Genomic DNA, 22,262 nt, shown 5'->3' with positions numbered 1-22,262 from the left:
ACAGGCGCGCAAGAAAACGCCCACCGCAAGGGTGGGCGCAGGACGATCGAGGCGCGCGTGTCGGCGGATCAGTAGTTGAGCGACCAGTTCAGGGTGTAGGTGCGGCCGCGTCCCTGGTAGTCGTAGAGGTATTCCGGCCCGTAGTAGGGGGAATAGAACATCGCCGCGCGCTGCCCCCACACCGTGGAGTACTGCTTGTCGAGCAGGTTCTGCACGCCGAGGCTGAACCTGCCGAACTCGGTCTGCTGGCCGAGGGTCAGGTCCACGGTGGTGAAGCCCTCGATCTTGCGGTCCTCCTCGTCTTCCAGGTCGAAGGCGCGGCTGGCCTGCAGGCGCGCCGAGCGCTCGAGGTCGGACCAGCCGACGAAGGCGGTGGCGGAGGAGAGCGAGGCGTAGCGGGCGTCGCGCTTGTCCCACTCGCCGTCGGCATTCTTCTGCTCGGAGCGGACCAGGTGCAGGGTGCCCCCGGCCTCGAAGCCACGGTCGAAGTAGCGGGTCACGGCGCCCTCGAAACCGTAGTCGCGCTTCTCCTCCTCGACCACGACGACGCTGAGGTCCTCGTCATTTTCCACCGCCTTGTCGGACCAGGCGTAGTAGACCGCCGCCTGGCTCATCCATTCCGCCCCGTTGTAGCGCCAGCCGAGCTCGACCTGATCGGTCTCGATGGCGGAGAGCGGGTTCTCGTCCACGCTCACCTCGGCGCTCTTGCCGTAGTACTTGGCCGGGTCCGGCAGCTCGAAGCCCTGGCTGTACTGGAGCCAGCTCTGGTGACCGTTGCCGAAGTCGTAGAGGGCGCCGGCATTGGCCAGGGTGGCGTCGTAGTCGTTGGCGCCGCCGGGGACCCCATTGAAGTCGTCGACCTCGACGTCGACGTGCTGTCGGCGCACGCCCGCGGAGAGCTGGAGCCCCTCGGTGACCTGCCACTCCCCCTGGGCGAAGGCGGCGAGGGTGTCGATCTCGTAGCCGGGATAACGCGGCTCGATGCTGGACTCCTCCTGCACCAGGCCACCGCTGGCATCGGTGGTGGCGCGGTCGAAGATCATCTGGTTGGCATCGAAGGTTTCCCGGTCGTAGTCCACGCCGTAGGTCACCGACAGCGCATCGCTGGGGGCGGCGTCGAACAGCGCCTTGAGGCCTTGCACCTCGGTGTTCTGCTTGGAGGTCCGGAACTCGTAGAAGTCGGGGGCGCTCCAGCTGGGGTCCGGGTAGGGGAAGGCGTGGAAGCTGGCCTCCTCCTCGCGATGGAAGGCCTGCAGGTAGAAGTCCTGGCCCAGCAGGTCGGCATGGTGGTACTGCAGGTTGGCCATCGTGCGGTCCGTGGCCGGGTCGCGGTCGGACTCGAGGCCGTCGCGGATCTCGGCGTCGTTCAGGTTGGGGCTCGAGGCATCCAGGTTGGGGAAGTAGACGCCGCGGTCGCCTTCGAAGCGCGAGCGATAGAGCTGGGCGCCGAACTTGAGGGTCTGCTGCTCGGCCAGCTGGACGTCCAGGCTGCCCATGACGTCGATGCTGCGGTTGTCCTGCAGGTCGGTCTGGGCGATGTCGGGGAAGATCTCATCGCCGCTGGCGTCGAAATGGCGGCCGTTGTCCTGGTAGGCCACGGCGAGACGCCCCTTGACGAACTCGTTGCCGCCGCCCACCGACTGGGCCAGGCGATAGTCCAGGTCGTCGCCATCATTGAAGCCGGTGGTCAGCCCGGCCTCGCTGGAGAGCTGGGGGCCGTCGCCTGCTTCGGGCCGCTTGGTGATGATGTTGATGAGGCCGCCGGTGGCCCCGCCGCCATAGAGGCTGGTGGCGCCGGAGAGCACCTCGATGCGCTCGATGTTGAAGGGGTCGATGGCGTCGAACTGGCGGGAGAGGCCGCGGGAGCTGTTCAGGGAGACGCCATCGATGAGCACCTGGACACTGCGGCCGCGCATGTTCTGGCCGTAGTTGGTGCGCCCCTGGGGCGCCAGGTCCAGGGCCGGCACCAGCTTGCCCAGGGCGGTCTTCAGGTCGGCGCCGGTACGGATCTGCTCGTGCAACTGCTCGCGGTCGATGACCCAGACCGCGCCGGGAATCTGGCTGATCTCGGTAGGGGCCCGGGAGCCGACCACCACCATGGTGTCCTGGACGTCCGGCTCCTGGGTTCCCTGGGCGAGTGCCGGGCCGGCCAGGGCGCCGGCCAGCACCGAGAGGCTGGCGGTGAGATGGCGTGAGTTCATGATTTCCCTTGATGAATGATGCGGTATTGGATGTATTAGCGGCGCCCGAGTATAAAGAATGCTATTACAAATGAGAAGTATTTTTATTGGGTGCGGCGGCAGCGTGCCGGCTGGCGCGACACCATGGGGATTGCCGCCGACGCCGTGAGCGCCGTCGGGCGTCGCGTTCGACTGGTACGGGCCAGGCCCGCGACGGCTGGCCGCCGCCCGACGCGGCGGGCGAGAGGGGACAAGGGCCGGTGGTGGAGAAATGCCGGGGCGTGCCGGCCGCTCGTGGTCCGTGACGAGGAGCGCGGTGGGCCGTCAGCGGTCGATCAGGGTGGCCTCGAGGGTGACCGGCACCTCGTCGCCGATCTGCTCGTAGCCGAGCAGCAGGATCACGGTGCGCAGGGTCGGGTTGGCCATCAGCTCGCGGCCGTCCACGGCGATGCGCTCGGCATTGGCCACCCGGATGCGATCCGTCGCCACGCGGGTGAAGCGCAGCGCCAGCGGTTCCTGGCGGCGGACGCCCTCGGCGTCGACGCGAAAGGTCAGCGTCTCGGTCAGCGATTCGCCCACCGCCAGGCCATCGAGGCGCGCCGGCGGCAGCCGGGTGACCAGGGTCGCCAGGGGCCGCTCGGTCACGCCGTCGAGCCAGGGCGGCAGGGGGCCCAGGCGCTCCAGCACATCGGTCTGGTTGAGTCGCAGCGGCAGGCGCAGGGTGCCATCGGCATCGATGCTGCCCGAGAGCTCACGCACCTGGTGGCGGTGGGGCACCGGCCCGGTGGGGGTGATCTCGATCACGGTGGCCTCGAGCCGTGAGCGTGACGGCTCCAGCTGCCAGGCCGCCTGGGCGGGCAGGGCCACCAGCCCGGACAGCGACAGCGCCAGTGACGCCACTCGCCAGGCGAGGCGGCGGCATCGTACGGCTTGGGTGGTCATCGGGGCGATTCTCCCGGCGGGCATGTTAGCGTAGGGATCTCGAGAGTAATCAATGCCGGAGGCAATCGCGATGCGTAGCGCCAGGATCCTGCAACAAGGCACCATCCACTGTTTCCCCGCCGGCCTGCGCAACGAGCGGGGCGAGCTCGTCAACGCCGAGATCTCCGCCGTGCTCTACGACGGCGAGCGGCTGCTGCTGGCCAGCGACAAGCCGGTCCCCGGCGAGGCGCGCTCCGCGGTGTTCGCCCTGCCGCTGACGCCCGAGGGCCCGGATGACATGCGGCTGGAATATCTGACTGCCGCGCGGTTGCAGCAGGCGGTGAAGTACGAGGACTTCGCGCTGACCACCGACGGCCGGCACGTGCTGGCGGTGACCGGCTTCGATCGCATCGACGACCAGAGCCACGCCCTGAACGACTACAACCACCTGCTGATCTGGCCGCTCGGCAGGCCCGACGAGGTGCAGGTGGTGGACCCCGACCCCCGCGATGGCGTGGAGGGCTCGCTGGAGCTGCGCCGCAAGCTCGATGCCGCCATCGGCTTCCCCTACTACAAGATCGAGGGGCTCGCCGCGGTGCCCGGCGACCACGGCGACGGCCTGCTGCTGTTCGGCGTGCGCGAGCAGGGCAACGCCCATGACGACTTCCACTACGTCTCCCGGGTGGTGGGCGCCCACTACCAGATCACCGAGGGCGGCAACATCGAGCTCATCGATGCTCTCCGCGAGTACTTCCGCTTCGACCCGGATGCCCAGGAGGGCGTGCGCTTCGCCTGCGGGCTCTCGAGCCTCGAGTACGATCCCTATCACGCCAGGCTCTACCTGCTGACCAGCTTCGAGGTGGAGGCGCAGGGCGAGGAGCACATCGGCGGCTACCTCTGGGTGATGAGCCTGGAGGACTTCCGCGCCGGCAGGACCCCGGCGATGGTGACCACGCCGGAGGGCCTGCCGCTGGAGTTCGAGCACAAGGCCGAGGGCCTGGCCGTGCTGGATCGGGAGCGCCTGTTCGTGGCCTACGACAACGACCGCAACCTGGCCCTGGGCAGCGTGGACGAGCGTGACGAGCGCCACGCCTGCGAGGCGCCCTACACCATCCTCCGCATCGACTGAGGGCCGCGCCGCTGGCCTCGGCCAGCGGCTTTCGCTATCATACGCCCGCGCTTCCGGGCCTATAGCTCAGTTGGTTAGAGCAGGGGACTCATAATCCCTTGGTCGCTGGTTCGAGTCCAGCTGGGCCCACCAGAATTCAAGCAGTTACGCTTGCTTTCTTCCCTCCTCGCGCTGTTCTTGGCTGTACCTGTCTACATCGTGTCCAAGTAGCCAGCAATCAAGATTTCGTAGCGATGCGTGCTTAAATCTAATGAACCCGCCTCATTCATCAGGGTGCCGAATGAGGGTGTTGAGCCAATGGGTTGCCGGTATCGACCCACTTCAACGTCGTGCGGCCGCGTGGTAGCCGGTTGACCTATACCCGACTCAGCTTTTGGCCGGCCTTTTTTATAGCTTTTAGGAATCAATGTCGATCGCCGGCACAGCCGTGGCCGTCGACCTCCACTGTGGTCGCCTTGCCTGCTGCGTGGGATGTGGTGACGCCGAAGATCAGACCAGAGCCGTCAGCCGAGGCAGTCCCTTCAGCAAGGTGGGCCACCATTTGTCGGCGGCATCGCCGAGGTGAACCGTGATGCGCCGGGCGTGTACCGTCAGCGTGGCCGCGACCTTGAGCACCTGTTCGCGCATCCGCATCAGGCTCCAACCCTGTAGCGTCCGGCTCTCCAGCAGGCGCCTCAGCCCATGCAGCACCTGGTAGGCGTAGAGGCTCAGCAGCAGGCTCACCTCGTTGCGGGCCATGACGTCCTGGACGGTGGAGGCGCCGCGATCGGTCGACGAGAGATGCACATCCAACGCCGACTTCACCTCGCCCATGTGCGCTTCGGCGCTGCCGCGCTTGCGGTAGAGCGCCAGGACCTTCTCCGGCGGCCAGTCGAACTTGCCGAGGTTGGTGACCAGGAAGAAGGCATGCAGCAGCAGATCATCGGGGCGTTCCTGCACCACCAGCACCACGCGTCGCGGCGCCGGCCAGGAACCGGCTTGGTACTCAAGGTCGTGGCACCACTCCCGAGGCTGCTCGGGTGGGCGGCCTCGCGGCCGCTTCAGGTACGGCGCCGCCAGCTTCTGAAGCCCCGAGTGACTGCGCAGCCGGCCCAGATACTCGATGCCGCGATCTTCCAGGGCCTCCAGCGTGTCGTTGTCGGTGAAGCCCGCATCGATGCGCACCCGGACACTGGCCCCGAGGCTCTCGTTGAGCCGGCGTACCAAGTGCGGGATCCAGGTATCGGCATTCTCGGCCGGGCCGGCGTTGCCCTCGCGCAGCAGCCCGCCCAGCATGTCGCCGGTCTCGGCCAGCGAGGCGATCAGCGGCGAGTAGATCCGTGCACCGTAAAGACCATGAAACGCCGAGCCGCCCTGGTGACCATGGACCTCGATCGGAAGGCCGTCGATGTCCAAGGTCAATTGCTCGGGGCGTTCGCCATTCTTCAGTGAGGTCAGACGCCAGACCACCAGTCGCAGCAGGCCCTCGTGCACGGCATCGATGTTGTCGTTGCGCCCGAGGCAGGTCAGCAGACGCGACAGCGTGGCTTGAGACGGTCGATCTTGCGCCAATGGCGTCGTCCCGCGAGCATCGCTGCAGGCCAGCTGCCAGAGCGGGTCACGACGCAACGTGTCGGTATCGCTGAGGTCGATCCATCCCATCGCACGCTGCAACACCAGGGTGCGCAGCTGACTGGCCAGCGAGTGGCGGATACGCAGCGGGTGGCGCGGGTCGACCAGGTTGTCCTCCAGCGCCTCGATCACGCCACTGTTATCGAGGGCTTCACGCAGCAGCAGAGCGCCGCTGTCGCTGGTCGTGCGCTCGCCGGTCAGCTCAACACGGACGGAGCCGTTGCACGAGGGCGACCAGGTCGTTAGGGTTTCACCCATGGCGAGTGGTCCTCTTGAATCGTGTTCTGCCAGGAACATCTTGATTCTACAAGAGGAAACCACTCGCCATCTTCATTTTCAGGCCTGCCTCATGAATAAGCCGGGATGAAGAAACTCCTACTGAGTGATAGGTAAAAAATCAGGGGTGGATTCTACGTCTCTAGTAGATGTCGTAAGAGAACTCTACTTTTGCGAAATTAATGGCCAGTATCTAAGATGAATTTGTCGCCATAAAATTCGGGAAATGTTCTCTTGCCGAGGAGGGAGTATGCCTGGAGAGTATAAGCCTCAGATTACGACGGATCCTGTGGGCGGATTATCTGCATACGGGATAATTTCGCAAAACCTTTTAGGGGAAGAAGTGGTTGAGGTTTTGCCCCCGTTGTTTACGCCTCATCGAGATGGATTTTATATTCCGAGTGAAGCAGAGTATGCTGCAAGAGAATCTTCAGCTTTTGATAGATTTGATATAGATAACCATGTAAAGGCTGAATTTTTGTCTTTTTTATGTCGCCATGCAGGGATGCATGTAAAAAAGATTTTCGGATATAAGGCGTTCAACTATGATCGAGATGGGGATAGTTTGACGCCCTATAATCCAGATAACAAAAATAATACTAAGACTGTTGAGTTTGAGATTGGAAGATTTTTGTTGCCAAAGTGCTCTGATTTTTCTTTGATAGCTGGATTAAAGGAAGGGTTGAGTGGAGACGCTGCGTTGACTATCCGTTTTGGTTGTCTGAACGGAGGCCCTTCTATTAAAAACTCAGTCTCTGTTGATCAGGAGTTTGTTTTTAATAATATCTCTTCCAAGCTTGTTCTCTCCTATGATATTGATTTGGTTAGGCTTTATAAAGAAGAGACAGATCATGATATTGTTCATGTTAAAGAAATGCGTAAACATGGTCCGATTAGGATGAAGAAAATTGAAAATGAGTCTTATGATGGGGTGCAAGGTTTTAAAAAGATGAGGGAGAAGTATAAGACTTTTATTGATTTTCCTTATCATGGTTATCCTGAAAGCTCTCCAGTAAACTGGAAGTATAGTAAAGGGTGTTCGGTGAATTTTTCGCTGGGAGTGAATGTCTTCTCGCTAGTAGGTGTTGAGTTTTCTGGGGTTGTTGATTTCGAGAAAGAGTTTGTTTTGAGGTATAGTATTCCGCCGTCTAACTTTATTGCTCATTGGGGGAGTGGTGAAATGGTTCATGCGTGGATGAAAGTTCCTAGAGGTTTCTCGAGTTGATTTCATCCATTTGTAAATGGGGAAAAGATTTAGGGTATGTTGTTTTTTGATATTTTTGCTTATCTGTTAATCAAAAAATGGAGCATGGGGACTGAATTTCACTGCTTCACTGAGATGCTCAGGGGACAGGTGTGCATACCTCATAGTCATCTGGATCGACTGGTATGGACCTTTCCTTGATTGAGAAGCTAAGAGGATTGGATGTTCTTTAATAAGACAGCGAAGCTTGTGTAAGCTTCGCTGTTCTATATTGCACACATCCTATGTGGAAGGAGAAATTATCCTGTCAAGTAATCTTCAAGTAAGGGCTCAAGGATATGAAGCGGAACGGGGTGGCGGTAATAGCGGCTTGCTATAAGTGTTAAAGGTAGGTAGCCATTTTTTACAGCACTAAGTTGCCAAAAATCACTAGAATGTTTGCAATCTTCATAGCAATGTTCAATGACGGCTTTGGCACTTGGGTCATTGATCACTGATGAAGAACCGTGTGCACTAGTGTTGGTGTAAAGGTTTTCCTCACTGGAGGAGTTTGGATGCCAGTATTGAAGTGTGCAATGGCTCAGCTCTTCTCTAATAAACTTTTCGATGCTCTGACTGAGTGAGTTCTGTTGGTGGAGCTCAGAGAACAATAGCAATGTCGGGTAAAGAATGCTTCCTCTAGTGATTTTCTCTTTATAAGAAGCAGTGTGTTCTTCTAGGTTTTTGTGGCTAAGGAGTTGTTCGTATGTATACAGGTTACAAGGGTACATGCTATTTGTTTTGTACGAGAAAGTGCTTCTGTCGACTAAGTGTTCTAGCCAGTCTTTTACAAAAATATCATGATCGGAGTTTTGAGTAAGCAGGTGAACAGCCAAAAAAATCTCAATAGCTTGCGAGTCAGAATAAGGTGACAACAAGGCAGGGTTGTTTACCACCATTAGTTTAATTGATCTTGTTGTGCTTTCCAATTCTTTTCTGATGGCTTCCTGTTCTTGATTTTCTCCGTTGGTAGGAGGGTTTTTTATATAGTTTTGTGAGAGGTGGTGAAGCAGCCACTGTCCTTTTACTGCTAAGCGGCCGAGTAAGTCAAAAAGCTTCAAGTTAATGTCAATTGAACAAGGAGAGTTGACGGCTACAGAAATTGCATGCTGTTGATCAACAAAAGGTATTATGCATTCATCAAGGAAGTTGTTTGTAATTTTGTTGTATGTTTCAAGGAGCCCCTCATAAGCTGAAACAACTTTTGTCTTGCTACTTGCTTTTCTAACCCTCCAGGCATACAAAGCTGAAAATTCAGCAGATAAGTAAGCGGATTCTAAATTTCTGCCTTCGCGGCACCAAGAAAAAAGCACCCATAAGCAAAGGTTTACACAGTTTAAAGAGCGGGTGATTTTGTCAGTGTCATCATCTATTCCATTAAGTATTTCTCTAACAAGTCTCTGGAAATGTATATGCGAAGCTTGAGGTTCATCAAGTAAGGCTAATGATTTTCTAAGAAGCGACTGCCAGTCATTAGGAAGTAGCTCTTGTTGAAGTAGGTTTTCAATAATTAAGTCTGAAAGCTTGTCCCCATTCCATTCCTCAAAGTTCAATGAGTCATTGCTCATCCGGCTTGTGTAACCTGTAACTTCTTGTCTAATCCCTGAGCTTACATCGCCGCCAAAACACATACAGATCACTATAGGCTTAGTTTTGTGCTCAGGAGGTATCCTGCTAGGTATAAACGCATCAAGTATCTCGTCCAAGGAAGGACGCAATGCCTGATCAGTATTTCCACTCCAGGTGCTGCGTGTTAAGTTGCCAGCCTTGACGGAAAACAAATAAACTTTTTCTTGCGCGTCTCCAATCTTTCCAACGGCTGCAATGTCAACACCATATTCTTTTACTCCACGCGTTGGTGAGATAAATACATTGAGCCCCATTTGGCTCAACAGGCAGGGCAATATAGCGTCAAGCTCGCTTCGTTCCTTAAGGCCAGAAAGGTACTGTTTAAGAATTAACTTCATGATGGGGCCTCTCTAAGCGAAATGTACGAAGCTGAATGTCTAAGCCGATGGGATCTATAACAGTCATTCGTGGAAGTTGTGATGAGTGAGAGACTGTCTGCATAGGCACTTCAGATCGATGAGCCTGTCCAGAAGCATCATAGATATGAGAGATAGTGGTATTCCCATAGAGGAGGTGCTGAACAGTACAGATTTCCTCAAAAATACTCTTCTTTCCCTCATCCTTGGCTTTCTCAACCAAGCGGCCGAACTCTTTCCAGTAAAGTTCGATGTTTTTCTCTGGTGCTGTTAGCTCTTTCCTTCTAGAAGCGCTTTTTAATTCTTCGAAGTATGCGTCTAGTCTAGAGGTGAGTTCTTTAGAAATGGAATGTGCTTCTTCGCTTTTTTTTGACCAGATATTCTCTAGATATTCTCTGACTTCTTCTGTGTAGCTCAAGAGGAGGAGTTCATAAAACAGTTCATTAATTTCTTTTTTTACTTCAGTGCTAGCATGTTCATGCAAAGATAGAACGAAGCTTGCAGCACTTGTGGGGCTTGTAAACAGCCAGCCTATAGCTTTCCTTGAGAGAAACTTGAGTTCATTGTTTGCTTTTTCTATCAGGTTGCTATCTACAGATAACTCGATGTTGTTGCTAGGTGAGTCTTGTATAAGGTCATGGACTGCCCGGCCTAAAAGCAAGTCCCCTGATTTTAACCATTTCGTGACCAGTCTATGAAGAGACTTTTCTTGATTTCTAATTAGCTCATTGGAAAAAAACCTGAATAACGATATGTTTGCTTGAGGAACGGCCCGCAGTATCTCTTCAATGATTTTTTCAGCTGTTGTGTTTTCACCTTTCTTTAAAAGGTTTGCTAAAAGATGATCAATTTGGCCGGTGGCTTCGTAGCATTCTTGTGGGTTCTCTATCAAATGAGTGTATAGTGTTGGTTTTGGTATCTTGATGTTTTCGTCTTTTTCAAATGATAGTAGGCGTGCTGCTTCGCTAATAATGATCGGGTTGGGTTTGTTTATTATTTTCTTGATGATCGGTTCAGCTTTTTCTGACAAAGCATCGTTGTTGTTTGTTAATAATGTCAAGGCCCTAAGCATTACAGCTTTAACTGAGGCGTCACCTTCCTTTTCTGCCGCTTCTTCAATAAGTGATACAACATTTTTGCAGTTATGGTGAGAGATTTCTTTAGTGCAGGCAATTGCCGAAAAGGCTTGCAATCTTGTTGAAGCGGAATGATGGGAGGCGAGTTTTTCTACTTGGGTGATTGACCATTCGATGTTTTTATCGTTAGCCGAAAGTATTGTACTATATATGAATTTTTCATAGCCTTCCCCTTTTCGTAAGACATAATCTAGCGCTTGCTTTGCCCGGTTAAGATCTTGTTTGCAGAACTCGGTAAAAGAACTCATGGTTCCAAAAAAAGAAAATTCGTCATCACATTTTCCTGTAAGTTCCGTTATGCAATCAATTATGTCTTCTGGCTTTGAGTCTATTAAGGGAATAGTGTCGTTGTATACATCGATTAAAATAAATAGCCTGTCTTGTACTTCATTTATTGGGAGTTTAGAGTATTCTGCGTTTAAATCTAGTTGACCATTGTTATGGAGGGTCGACAAGGCTTCTGTAAGCCTGTTTTTCTGCTCGCTTTCTTCTTTGGATGCGAGTTCTATTATGAAAGTATGGAAACTGCCAGAGTCTATGGATTCTTCCAGTCTTATTGTTAACTCTCCCTTGCGCATACGGTCACCGTTATGTCTTTATGTGTCGTTATTGTAGCTTAAAGAGTTGATAAGATAAAGTTCGGATTATTATTTTATAAGTTATTTTTTACAAAAGCCGTTTTTTGGTGTGGCTGGTAAAAAAAATTAAGGTTCTTTTTTATTGTAATAAGGTGAGGGCTTAAATATGGTGGTGCAACCACTTGTCAGCTCTAGTCCGGCCACCGTCGGCTATTCGTTTCCCGTCGCCTACGGCTCGGCATCTCCGACTTATTTACCATGCTCTCGGTTGTCTCCGTCATGTTTGTTATGATCTGGCTGGCCGACGCCAGCCTTAGGGACCGTTTCAAAGGGAGGCCGAGATGCTGAGTTCATATCAGCAGATTTTTAATTATTCATTATGACTCAAAGGTTGCCAAATTCGGCATCCTAGATAACGTGTCCGCGTCCATAGCCAGTTGCATGCAACACTAACCCAATGCCTTTTCTGCGTGAGAGAGTATATGGCATATGTTCCACGAACAACAGCTGCAAGTATAAGCCAAGGCGCCAATGCCGGATAAATTATCAGCCCCCAGACCACCAACATCCTGAGGAGTTCTAATGGAGATTGGATGGGGCCGAATGTTTCGGCACTGTCTTGGTATAGCGCTGGTAGGTGCAAGATAAAAAGAGCTGTGAATGATAATGAAAGTAGTGCGAGGGTTGGCGGTCTCAATGAGCAAGTGCAACACGTGACCCATCAGGTACGGTGCTGCCATGACTCACTGCTATCGCCATCTCTCTGCTGAAGACCGAGCCGCCATCATGATGATGCGAGCCACTCATTCGATCCGGGCCATCGCCACTCATCTGGGCCGTGCACCGAGCACAGTGTCGCGAGAAATCGCTCGTCACACGGTCGATCCCATCAAGGGCTATGATGCCGGCCTGGCGGGTTACCGGGCCCGTCTGACGCGACATCGGCCACGTCAGCGCCCCAAGCTGCATCCCGACGGGGAGCTCTTCGAGGTGGTGGTCTACCTGCTGCGCAAGTACTGGTCACCGGAACAGATAGCCCGCACACTGAAGCGTATGTCTCCCAACGATTCACGTCGCCAGGTCTCGCATGAGGCCATCTACAACGCGCTCTATGTGATGCCTCGCGGCAGCCTCAAGAAGGAACTCATCGCCTGCTTACGGCAGGGCAACGGCAAGCGTCGTCCACGCAGTCGTGGCAAGGATCGACGCCAGCAGATCCCCGAGCTGGTCAGCATCCATATGCGGCCGCCGGAGATCGAAGATCGCCTGATGCCTGGCCACTGGGAAGGCGATCTCATCATTGGCGCCAACAATCGCTCCGCCGTCGGTACGCTGGTGGAGCGGACCACACGGTTGGTGATCCTGGCGAAAGTGGACGGCACCACGGCGACGGCGGCGGCCGTCGGCTTCAGTGACAAGCTCAATGAAGTGCCGCGCTCCCTGCGCCTGTCCATGACGTACGACCAGGGCAGAGAGATGATGAAGCATGCCGAGATCACTCAGAAGACCGGTACGGCGATCTACTTCGCTGATCCGCATAGCCCATGGCAGCGGGGCTCCAATGAGAACACCAACGGGCTGTTGCGGCAGTACCTGCCGAAGGGCACGGATCTGTCGGTCTACAGCCAGGAAGAGCTCGATGAGATCGCTGATTCACTGAACACCCGGCCGCGCAAGACACTGGACTGGCGAACGCCGCTGGAAGTTTACGCCGAGGTGCTCAAGAAATCCGTCGGTGGACCGAGCACCCTTCAATAGCGTTGCGCTTGGAACTTGAGACCGCCGTCGTGTGCGCGAGATCAACGAGTGCGTACTGGCGTTGGCGACAGGTAGCCGAAAACGTTGGAACCTTGGGTGAGTGTAGAAGGGAGCTAATCGCTATTTTGTAATTCCCTAATCGCATAAGAGGGGATTATATATAACTAATTGATATTTATAGTTTTTATTTACGCTTCTCCTAGTTGTCGATCCATTGAATTAGTTATTGACAATTAATGTACACAACACTATCGTTGTGTACATGCTGCCCAATTTAGTAACTATACATGGCGCGCCTTGGAGCGTGCTCCCTCCAGGTATCCACTGGGCAACCCTAGCCGAGGTTGAGGCAGCGTTTGCGACGAATGTACGTAGACGAAAGCTTTTTTCTGGCCTCTTGGAAGTATCTGAAGCGCTGGCACGTGCTGGATGCAGACGCTTATTTCTAGACGGTAGCTATGTCACAGGGAAGCCTAATCCGGGGGATTACGATGGATGTTGGGATCCGTATGCCGTTGATCCTAGCTTACTAGACCCGGTTCTCCTTGATTTCTCAGAACTGCGAAGAAAACAAAAAGAAAAGTTTTTGGGAGAGGTGTTTCCCTTCTCTTTAGAAGCCGCACCTGGTAAGAAATTTATAGAATTTTTTCAGGTAGAAAAACACTCTGGGGGTAGGAAAGGTATTGTCGCTATCGATTTAACAGCTGAATCCTTTAACGCTGTTGAAGGAGAATCGTCATGATTTGCAATGAAAGGCAATACAAAATCACCTCAAAGCAGGTTGAGGAGCTCAAATCTGCCTTGATCTCTTTAAATGGGAATGAGGCTAGTGATTGGCTTGTCAAAGCGCAAAAGGCAGCCTTAGAGAGTCAGATATCTGATCTTGAGTCTCAAGTTGCTGAGTATTCGTTTCTAAAACAAGGTCATTTAAGGCACTCTGAATACTCTGATCTAAGCAGCTTGCCTAGGGTGTTAATCCAAGCTCGAATAGCAAAAGGGCTGTCTCAGAAGTCTTTAGCAGATTTGGTCAATGTTAAACCTCAGCAGATACAAAGGTATGAGTCTTCAGAGTATATGGGGGCTAGCCTATCTAGGCTAATTGAAATTTCTCAGGTGTTGGGTGTAAAAATTTCTGAGTCTTGGGGGGAGTCTACGAACTCTAGCGGCAATGCTGTTTTTGTTTGGGAAAAAGAAGATGATGTTGACTGGTCTGAGTTTCCCATAAAAGAAATGATAAAAAGAGGTTGGATTGAACTTAAGCATAAGGCATCACCGGCTGAAGCAGTAAAGAGTTTCTTTTTACGTGCAGCTGGGAGCCAGTATGCTACGGCTTTGCATAGAAAAAAATTTTACGGTGGAAACTCCCCGAAAGAATATTCTCTGCTTGCTTGGCAAGCAAGAGTGCTTGAGAAGGCCCGAGATATTGCTTCCTCTGGCAATGTTGGTGAGTTTTTCTTAAATGACAGCTGGGTAAGGGAACTCGCTTTACTTTCTGCTTCAGATAACGCTCTTGAAAAAGTTAAAGGGTTTTTAGCGTCAAAAGGTGTCATATTTATAGTTGAGCCACACCTGCAAGGTACATATTTAGACGGTGCTGCTATGATGCTGGATACGGGACATCCAGTCATTGCGATGACACTACGTCATGACAGATTAGATAATTTCTGGTTTGTGCTTTTTCATGAGCTTGGCCACGTTTTCCTTCATCTGTTCGATTCATTAAATATGGATTTCTTTGATGAAGAAGACGGAAGTTATCATGATCCTCTTGAGGAGGAGGCTGACAAGTTTGCGTTGGATTCTCTGATCCCTCAGGAAGCCTGGGACACGTGCTTGTCCAGATTTTCAATGAGTCGCCAATCAGTTTTAAAAGATGCAGAAAGGTTGAGGATTCATCCTAGTATCATTGCGGGGCGAATTAGAAAGGAGAAAAACAACTATACAATATTATCCGACTTGGTAGGGCATGGTGAGGTCCGCAATGTTCTTGGAGGAGATTGATGGAAGTTCCTTTTCTGTATATGCCGGTAATTAAGTGGCGACAAGGTGAGTACCAAGCCTTGCTTAGGTTGCATAAGTCTGTTAAAGATCATGTCTTCCCACTAATAGTAGTTCCACCTGTTGAATATGATTTTGAGGAGAAGCGCCCTAAGAAAACAGTACAAGAGCATATTCAACCTTTTGCAAAACGCTTTCACAAAAAGTGGGGAGGCAGGAAGGCTTGTATTGATCTCCATGATAGCCTTCTTTCTGCTCGGATGCAGAATGCGAGCTTAGTTGTAAGCTATATTTTTGAAGAGCTAAGGCAAGAGGGGTGTGCTGCTATCCCAGTGACTAGGCTTTCTCATGATATGAGCTTTGTCAACGAGATTAAGCGCATTGTTTCTGTTGATGGAAAAGGAGTCGCATTACGTATCACTCTTGATGATATTATGTCTCAAAATGTTGATTCTTTAATTAAGTCAGTCATGTTAAGGTTGGGCGTTGCCGTTTCCGATATTGACTTGATTGTTGATATTGAAGATCCAGAATCTTTTGAACCCTATGATGTTTTTGCTAAAGCGTTGTCAAGTGCTATAAGGAATATCTCAGACTTAGTTGCGTTCAGGACTTTTTTTGTCGCTGGAACTTCTTTGAAACTATCTAACGTTCGGCGGCCTGGAGGCGAGCCTACCCGACACGAATGGCTACTTTATAAAGAACTAGCTCGTGAGCTAAAAGATATTAGAGTTCCTGAGTATGGGGATTATACTATCGAAACTCCTTATTTTATTGATCAGGATATGAGGTTTCTAAAGCCTGCTGGAAAGATTGTATATACGACAGATAGCACTTGGCTGGTACCAAAAGGTAAGAACTTTAGAGAGGATAGGGAGCAAATGGTTGATCACTGTTCTTATATTGTTAACTCTGGGAAATATTGTGGGCCAGCGTTCTCTCACGGAGATAAAAGGATATATGACACTTTAAATAAAATTGAAGGTACTGGTAACCAAGGAACATGGAAAGGAGTAGGTGTGAGTCACCACATTACATTTGTTGTTAAGCAGCTCTCCATTTTTCGCGTTTATTGAACTTATTTTTTATCCAAGCTACTAAGTCTTCCATCTTGGCACGGTTTGCTATTTCTTCATACAGTGCTTTCCTAGTTTTGTTGTTTAGATTGCTTTTTATCCCGTATTTCTGCAGAAGCTCTATGGCTTCTTTTTTCCAAAGTAAATGTGCTAGTTCGACCATATCTACGCTTGGATTTTTAGAAGGCCGTCTTATGGTCTTGAACTTTACTCCTCCTCTAGGCCCTATTTCCACTTTTATAACTCCGCACCAATCTGGCGAGACGTTTAAAATCTCGCCAATATGATTTTGGGCAGCCACAATAGTTAGCTTTTGGAGACTTTTGCTATACTGGTCAAGTTGAGAGGTAAACCTTGAAAGGTTGTCTTTCGAGCTTTTTATTTCATAGCCGTGTATATCGCCGTTGATAACAGCGATATCTATTCTATTCTTCCCATGAGCAAGGCCCAGCTCATCCAGGACTATGGTCTGGGGGCAGTTGTGCTGATGTTGCAATATTTTTTTATGCAATGCCCCTCTGATCAGGGCATCTGTAGATTGCAAAAATTTTCTCCGCATGTTTATGACCGCCTACTTCTTTATACTATCAAGTTTACAACATGAGGTGCGTCATTGCCTAAAACTTTTCAGTATACCATGATTTTGTTTCTCGCGTAAGAGGGTGTTGGAGTGCCATTGTCTGTGCCATTTGGCAATTGCTGAGCCATATTCATAATTTTGTATGATCATTTCTTCGCACAGAGTTATATCTAGTTAGCCGCTGCAGAAAATGAGGGCTCTTCCACGAAAAGTTATGGCTCCAGTGATTTGCTACGTCAGAGGTACACCAGCGGTACACACACCAGCTTCGTATGCTATCCTCAACTTTCGCTAAGCTACTGATTCCAAAGAACTGTACCTTTCGCTCGATTACGGTCTCTTTTCCTTGAATCTCAGTAACTTATTGTTTTAAAAGCGAGCTCATAATCCCTTGGTCGCTGGTTCGAGTCCAGCTGGGCCCACAATAGAAACAACGGCTTCCCTTCCTTCTTGCACCGGAATCCCCTTCGGTTCACTGCACTGCCTACACTCTGTCCACACCCCACTTTCGGGCCGAATCCGGCGGCTTCCGTGAAGTGGTCGGCAGACCATTGAATCTCAGTCAGGCAATCTCCAGCTCGACATGCCCTGGCTTGGAGCGAGGACGGGAAGGGCCGATAACGATACGGACCTCCCGGCCGAGGGCGGCGATAGCTTCCAGCATCTTGGCCTCGCTGATGCCCCGGAACTGGCCCCGCAGCAAGGCGGAAACCTTGGGCTGAGGCAACCCCATGATCTCGGCGGCTCGGCTTTGAGTCAGACGGCGACGCTTGATGATCTCGCCGATCTGGGCGGCGAGCCGGGCCTTGATGAGCATTTCCTCGGCATTGGGTATGCCAAGGTCTTCATAAACGTTGGTGGTGCCTTCTTCGATGGTCATGACTTTCCCCCTTTGGCGTGCTGTGAAGTGGCTACACGGCATCTACGTCTAGATGTTGCAATGGGCCCTTTTGGAATAGAGGGTGGGTATAACCCGATGATTATACTAGATATTAGCCATTAATGTCGCTTTGGCCAAAGGGGCAAGCAGCGCCATTTCTCCAAGCCTGGTGACAACCCCGTTATTGCCACTGCTCGTGACCAGCAGCCTTCGGCGCGCTCGGGGCATGCCCACATGGAGCAGGCGCGCTTCCTGCGCCAGAGGCTCCTCGTCGTCGACATGATGCCTCCACGCCGAGGAACCCACCACACCATGGCGAATCCGCCGGCGCCGTGAGGGCGGCGATGCTGTCGGGAGCCCTTTGACAGGCGTCCATGCCATTCACCACCGCCAGGCCCCTCTCGCTCTGGGACGGCCAGGGTCAGAGGCGCGTGGTTCTTGTGTACCTGTCGCTGTGAACGCCGCTTCCCTGCCGTTACGCCGTAGCCCACGTAGTCAACTAATATGAGTTCGAACAACGGACGGAGATCGGCTCATGGTCGAACAATCTCGCCAGCAAGGGGAACACGAGGACTCGCCCGGTGGCTCAGGGCCCGGCGGGCGATCCGCCAGGATGACCTGGGGCCTGCGCGCCTTCGGGGTGATCATGGCGCTGGTGGTCTGGCTCGCCATGGGGTTCGCCGAGGGGCTGTCGTCGGACGCGCGCTGGGTGGCGACGATCGCCACCCTGATGGCAATCTGGTGGATGACGGAGGCGATCCCGCTCTCGGCTACGTCTCTTCTGCCGATCGTGTTGATCCCGATGCTGACCGAGCGGACCGTCGGCGAGGCCACGGCGCCTTACGCCAGCTCCATCGTGTTCCTGTTCCTCGGCGGCTTCCTGATCGCCATCGCCATGGAGAAGTGGAACCTCCATCGTCGCATCGCGCTGCTGACGCTGGCCCGGGTCGGGGTCGAGCCTGAGCGGATCGTGCTTGGCATGATGCTCGCCACGGGTTTCCTGTCGATGTGGGTCTCGAACACCGCCACGACGCTGATGATGCTGCCGATCGGGCTCTCCGTGCTGCGCCTGGTGGCGGAGCGCAGCGGCGAATCCCCGGAAACCGTCTCCCCCGGCCATGACCCCGCAGGCCATGCGCACGATCACCACCGGGCCGGCCACGTCGATTTCATCTTTGATGAGAACATCAAGCGGTTCGGTATCTGCCTGCTCCTGGCGATCGCCTGGTCGGCGAGCATGGGCGGCCTCGGTACCCTGCTCGGTAGCCCGCCGAATGCCATCGTCGCCGGCTACGCCGCCGACGAGCTGGGCCGCACCATCGGCTTCCTCGAGTGGATGATGCTCGGCGTGCCACTGGGCCTTACCTTCATCCTGGTGGGCTGGGTGCTGATGACCCGTGTGCTCTACCGGTTCAAGGTCGCGGAGATTCCCGGTGGCAAGGAGATGATCGACGGCGAGATCCACAAGCTCGGCCCGCTGAGTCAGGGCGAGAAGATGGTGATGATCGTCTTCGGCTCGGCGGCGTTCCTGTGGGTCGTGCCAGGACTGCTCGCTAATATCCCGTGGGTGGGTGAGCGGCTGGGGCCGCTGGGCGAGCTCAACGACACCGCCATCGCCATCGCCGCCGGCATCGCGATGTTCATCCTGCCCGCGCGAGGCCGGAGCGAGATGGTGCTGAACTGGCAGGATGCCGAGGACGGGCTGCCCTGGGGCGTCTTGCTGCTGTTCGGCGGTGGCCTGAGTCTCGCCGGCGCGGTCGCAGGCACCGGCCTGGACAGCTGGTTCGGCGAGCAGATCACCGGGCTGCAGGTGCTGCCGATCGTGCTGCTGGTCGCCGCCGTGGTCACGATCGTGCTGTTCCTCACGGAGGTGACCAGCAACACGGCGACGGCCGCGACCTTCATCCCCGTGCTCGGCGGCGTCGCCGTCGGCATCGGCGCCGATCCGATGACGCTGCTGATCCCGGCGGCCTTCGCCGCGACCTGCGCCTTCATGCTGCCGGTCGGCACGCCGCCGAACGCCATCGTCTTCGGCACCGGCGCGGTCACCATCGGCCAGATGGCGCGCGGTGGCGTCGTGCTCAACGTCATCGGGATCGCCTTGATCACCCTCTTCTGCTACATGCTCGGCGGTGTCGCGCTCGGGCTGCAGTTCTGATCTCGCGGCCCGGCGATCGGCGACTTCAAGCCGACCTCGACAGCGGCCGGAACGCTTAGCCGGCCAGGATAACCACCGCGCCGTAGGTCGCCACGCCGGCGACGACCGGCCAGCCGAGCGAGCGCAGGCGATGCCAGACGGCCAGGGTCGCCAGCACGCCGATCAGCGTGGCCAGCCAGGAGGTGGCGTCGGGCTGGCGCGGCACCAGCGAGACCCCGAGCACGGCGGCCACCATCATCGGGCCGAGGATGGCGAGCCACTGGGGCATCGCGTCCGCGCCCGGCTCGCCGTCGAGCTTCCTGAGCCGCCGCCGCATCCACAGCAGCGGAACCAGGCGCATCAGCAGGGTGCCGAGGGCCGCGGCCAGCACGGCCAGCCAGAGGGCGCTACTCATCGCGACCTCCCGTCGTCCGGGGGGCGAATTTCACCAGGTAGAAGCACAGCGCCCCGCCGACGGCGGCGAGGGGGATACCGAGGTTGGTGGCGCCGGCCAGGGTGAAGAGCATGGCCAGCACGATGCAGATCCCCAGCGCCAGGCTCCAGCGCCGGCAGGTGAAGCGTGGGGCCACCAGCACCAGGAACAGCGCCGGCAGGGCGAAGGGCAGGATCTCGCCGAGCAGCGGCCAGCGCGCCATCAGCCAGTCGCCGGCGATGGCCCCCAGGGCCGTGCCGGCGACCCAGCTCGCCCAGGCCAGCAGGGCAGCGCCGCTGAACCAGCCGAGCCGCGCCGACTCGGCGAGCTGCGGCAGGCGATGGTGGGCCAGGGCGAAGACCTGATCGGTCAAGGTGTGCATCAGCCAGGGCCACCAGCGGCTGGCGGTCAGCCAGGGCGCCAGGTTGGGGGCATAGACCACATGGCGCAGGTTGATCAGCAGCGTCATGACGACCACCAGCCATAAGGGCGCGCCGCCGGTGATCATGCCGACGAACAGGAACTGTGACGCCCCAGCGTAGAACAGCACCGAGATGATCACCGCCTCCCAGGTGCTGAACCCCGCCTGGATGGCGACCAGGCCGAAGGAGATCGCCACCGGCACGTAGCCGCCCAGCAGCGGTATGGCCTCGCGCACGCCCGTCAGCCAGGGGCGAGGCAGCGATGAGCTGGCCTGCAGGGTCATGGGCTGGGATCTCCCTCGGCGTAGATGACGGTGAGGAGCAGCGTCGCCCAGCGCTCCCCGGTGCGATAGAGGTGCGGGCGGTCGGCCGCGAAGGCCAGGGTGTCGCCGGCATGCAGCCGTCGGGTCTCGCCCTCCGGCCCCGCCTCCAGCTGGCCGCTGATCAGGGTGAGCGACTCCCGGGCACCCGGGGTGTGCGCCTCGGCATGGCGGGTGGTGTGGGGCGCGCAGCGCATCCAGTAGGCGTCCACCTGGGGCGTCTCCTTGCCCTGGTCGATCAGCCGCACCTGCACCCCGTCCTCGCCCAGCGGCACGCTGATCGGTGCCACCAGGGTGCCGAAGGGCACGTTCAGCTGCACCGCCAGCCGCCAGATGGTATCCAGCGTCGGGTTGCCGTTGCCCTGCTCGAGGCGCGACAGGTTCGACTTGGCGATGCCGGCGGCGGAGGCCAGCTGCGACAGCGACAGCCCCGTCTCCTGTCGCAGCCGCTGCAGGTGCTGGCCCAGGGTGCCGAGCGAGAGCCGGTCCATGGTCAGTGCTCCATGCCGTTCGATAAGAAGCGTGTTCGATATAAGGAACGTTCTATAAAAGGAACATGACGCTGTCAAGGCGAGCCTGGCGGCCGGAAACGGGGAGGGCCGCAAGCCCGGCGAGGGTGGCGGGCAGGCGAGCCCCGCGGGTAGAGGCGGCCGGTGGTGTTGTCCGGCACACCCCGCGCGGTCAGTGGCGGCTGTGGCGAACCACCTCGCCATCGCAGAGGGTGGCGCGATGGCGGCCGTCCACGAAGGGCGGGTCGTCCCAGCGCAGCGTCTTGCAGACCTCGCCGTCGGCATGGGTGACGCGCCCGACGCTGTCGGGCGTGCCGAGGATGGTGAGCGCCTGGTTCTCCGACATGCCCGCCACCAGATGGCCCCTGCCATGGGCGCGGGCCTTGGCGTTGCGTCGGTCCAGGGCCGAGAGATAGTCCCGGGTACTGCGTCCTTCCGAGCGGGCGGGCGGTGGGGAGGCCCCTGGCAGGCTCGGGAAGGCCGACAGGTCCGGGGCCGGGTAGGTGGTGATGGCGTCATCCTCGTGGAGCCTGTCGCCCCGGGGGCAGGGGGACGCCTGGTAACGGGTGCCCCCGTCGCCGTCACAGCGGTAGACCTGGCCCTGTGCGCTCAGCGGCAAGCCGGCCAGCACCAGCGCGATCCATGGCCACTTCATGCCGGCCGCCGTCCCGTCGGGATGCCCGGCCGGCCCGTGGCCCCGCCTCGGCAGGCCAGCCCCCGCCGGCGCATCGCGTCCGTCCTCAGCGTGATCTCGTCCATCGGCGTTGCCTCCCTGTTGCCTTCCATCCTAGGCCAGGGCATCGCCGGGCAATGTAGGGTCCTTCCTACATTCGAGTAGGACGATCGATATCCCTGGAGGGACCGGGCTCTACGGTGACGTCGCAGGCGAGCTGTCGCCATGCCGTCGTCGGGGGTTGCCGCCGGGCGGGAGAGGCGATGGGGGTGGGCTCGGCAGCGTGGCGCGTCCCTCCCGGGCGTCGTAATGGGGCGACAGCTCTGCCTCGGGGAAACGTCTCCGATTGCCCGGGGCATCGCCCGCGGCCGAACCTTGGCCGATCCCCGCAGTCGCAGGGCACCAGGAACCCGCTTC

The 22,262-nt window shown here is 55.9% G+C and carries 18 protein-coding genes and 1 tRNA gene; 8 read left to right on the top strand and 11 right to left on the bottom strand.

Annotation, left to right across the window (positions count from 1 at the left end; genetic code table 11):
* Positions 1-68 precede the first annotated feature (68 nt).
* Together OCT48_RS13770 and OCT48_RS13765 are read right to left on the bottom strand one after the other, a co-directional pair.
* The gene (locus tag OCT48_RS13770) at positions 69-2,201 is read right to left on the bottom strand and encodes a TonB-dependent receptor (protein ID WP_263589701.1); all 2,133 of its coding nucleotides are present in this window, start codon (positions 2,199-2,201) and stop codon (positions 69-71) included.
* Between the two features lie 303 nt (positions 2,202-2,504).
* The gene (locus OCT48_RS13765; protein ID WP_263589700.1) at positions 2,505-3,122 is read right to left on the bottom strand and encodes a hypothetical protein; all 618 of its coding nucleotides are present in this window, start codon (positions 3,120-3,122) and stop codon (positions 2,505-2,507) included.
* A 70-nt stretch (positions 3,123-3,192) separates the two neighbouring features.
* On the opposite strand from OCT48_RS13765, the gene OCT48_RS13760 reads away from it, so the two are divergent.
* Both OCT48_RS13760 and OCT48_RS13755 read left to right on the top strand, forming a co-directional pair.
* Positions 3,193-4,230, top strand: a complete 1,038-nt coding sequence (locus OCT48_RS13760) for a hypothetical protein (RefSeq protein WP_263592623.1) — start codon at positions 3,193-3,195, stop codon at positions 4,228-4,230.
* A 55-nt stretch (positions 4,231-4,285) separates the two neighbouring features.
* Positions 4,286-4,362, top strand: a tRNA-Ile gene (locus OCT48_RS13755).
* A gap of 357 nt (positions 4,363-4,719) precedes the next feature.
* Here the strand turns inward: OCT48_RS13755 and OCT48_RS13750 are convergent.
* Entirely contained in the window at positions 4,720-6,138 is a 1,419-nt protein-coding gene (locus OCT48_RS13750; protein ID WP_263589699.1) for an IS1380 family transposase, read from the bottom strand.
* Positions 6,139-6,367: 229 nt separating this feature from the next.
* Here OCT48_RS13750 and OCT48_RS13745 point away from each other — a divergent pair, with 229 nt between their 5' ends.
* On the top strand, positions 6,368-7,342 hold the full coding sequence (locus OCT48_RS13745; protein WP_263589698.1) for a hypothetical protein: 975 nt from the start codon (positions 6,368-6,370) through the stop codon (positions 7,340-7,342).
* Positions 7,343-7,620: 278 nt separating this feature from the next.
* Here OCT48_RS13745 and OCT48_RS13740 read toward each other — a convergent pair whose 3' ends face one another.
* Together OCT48_RS13740 and OCT48_RS13735 are read right to left on the bottom strand one after the other, a co-directional pair.
* Positions 7,621-9,327: a hypothetical protein gene (locus OCT48_RS13740; RefSeq protein WP_263589697.1), complete on the bottom strand. Its 1,707-nt coding sequence runs from the start codon at positions 9,325-9,327 to the stop codon at positions 7,621-7,623.
* Positions 9,311-11,059 (bottom strand): hypothetical protein, encoded by a 1,749-nt coding sequence (locus OCT48_RS13735; RefSeq protein ID WP_263589696.1) that lies wholly within the window; start codon positions 11,057-11,059, stop codon positions 9,311-9,313. Before OCT48_RS13735 ends, OCT48_RS13740 begins: the two co-directional genes overlap by 17 nt.
* 738 nt (positions 11,060-11,797) lie before the next feature.
* On the opposite strand from OCT48_RS13735, the gene OCT48_RS13730 reads away from it, so the two are divergent.
* The 4 genes from OCT48_RS13730 to OCT48_RS13715 all read left to right on the top strand — a co-directional run bounded on the left by OCT48_RS13730 (position 11,798) and on the right by OCT48_RS13715 (position 15,891).
* The gene (locus tag OCT48_RS13730; RefSeq protein ID WP_412031010.1) at positions 11,798-12,817 is read left to right on the top strand and encodes an IS30 family transposase; all 1,020 of its coding nucleotides are present in this window, start codon (positions 11,798-11,800) and stop codon (positions 12,815-12,817) included.
* Between the two features lie 262 nt (positions 12,818-13,079).
* Entirely contained in the window at positions 13,080-13,559 is a 480-nt protein-coding gene (locus OCT48_RS13725) for a DUF6932 family protein (RefSeq protein WP_263589695.1), read from the top strand.
* Positions 13,556-14,818: an XRE family transcriptional regulator gene (locus OCT48_RS13720; RefSeq protein WP_263589694.1), complete on the top strand. Its 1,263-nt coding sequence runs from the start codon at positions 13,556-13,558 to the stop codon at positions 14,816-14,818. Before OCT48_RS13725 ends, OCT48_RS13720 begins: the two co-directional genes overlap by 4 nt.
* Entirely contained in the window at positions 14,818-15,891 is a 1,074-nt protein-coding gene (locus OCT48_RS13715) for a beta family protein (protein ID WP_263589693.1), read from the top strand. Before OCT48_RS13720 ends, OCT48_RS13715 begins: the two co-directional genes overlap by 1 nt.
* Here the strand turns inward: OCT48_RS13715 and OCT48_RS13710 are convergent.
* Positions 15,860-16,435, bottom strand: a complete 576-nt coding sequence (locus OCT48_RS13710; protein WP_263589692.1) for a sce7726 family protein — start codon at positions 16,433-16,435, stop codon at positions 15,860-15,862. The two genes, OCT48_RS13715 and OCT48_RS13710, sit on opposite strands and share 32 nt — an antisense overlap.
* A gap of 598 nt (positions 16,436-17,033) precedes the next feature.
* On the bottom strand, positions 17,034-17,351 hold the full coding sequence (locus tag OCT48_RS13705; protein WP_263589691.1) for a helix-turn-helix domain-containing protein: 318 nt from the start codon (positions 17,349-17,351) through the stop codon (positions 17,034-17,036).
* A gap of 613 nt (positions 17,352-17,964) precedes the next feature.
* Between OCT48_RS13705 and OCT48_RS13700 the strand changes: the two genes are divergently transcribed.
* Complete coding sequence (locus tag OCT48_RS13700; RefSeq protein ID WP_263589690.1) at positions 17,965-19,509, top strand: SLC13 family permease; 1,545 nt, start codon at positions 17,965-17,967, stop codon at positions 19,507-19,509.
* Between the two features lie 55 nt (positions 19,510-19,564).
* Here the strand turns inward: OCT48_RS13700 and OCT48_RS13695 are convergent, their stop codons facing one another.
* The 4 genes from OCT48_RS13695 to OCT48_RS13680 form a co-directional block, all read right to left on the bottom strand.
* On the bottom strand, positions 19,565-19,903 hold the full coding sequence (locus OCT48_RS13695) for an AzlD domain-containing protein (RefSeq protein WP_263589689.1): 339 nt from the start codon (positions 19,901-19,903) through the stop codon (positions 19,565-19,567).
* Positions 19,896-20,627 carry an AzlC family ABC transporter permease gene (locus OCT48_RS13690; protein ID WP_263589688.1) on the bottom strand — a complete coding sequence of 244 codons (732 nt, stop codon included), beginning with the start codon at positions 20,625-20,627 and terminating at the stop codon, positions 19,896-19,898. Before OCT48_RS13690 ends, OCT48_RS13695 begins: the two co-directional genes overlap by 8 nt.
* A complete protein-coding gene (locus tag OCT48_RS13685; protein ID WP_263589687.1) occupies positions 20,624-21,154 on the bottom strand; it encodes a helix-turn-helix domain-containing protein in 531 nt (176 codons plus the stop codon). Before OCT48_RS13685 ends, OCT48_RS13690 begins: the two co-directional genes overlap by 4 nt.
* 190 nt (positions 21,155-21,344) lie before the next feature.
* Positions 21,345-21,827 carry a hypothetical protein gene (locus OCT48_RS13680; protein ID WP_263589686.1) on the bottom strand — a complete coding sequence of 161 codons (483 nt, stop codon included), beginning with the start codon at positions 21,825-21,827 and terminating at the stop codon, positions 21,345-21,347.
* Positions 21,828-22,262: the final 435 nt, after the last annotated feature.

It is taken from the genome of Halomonas sp. M4R1S46, assembly GCF_025725685.1.
GTDB lineage: Bacteria > Pseudomonadota > Gammaproteobacteria > Pseudomonadales > Halomonadaceae > Halomonas.
The sequence above is the reverse complement of the archived record's forward strand: the minus strand, read 5'-3'. Positions and strand labels throughout refer to the sequence as shown.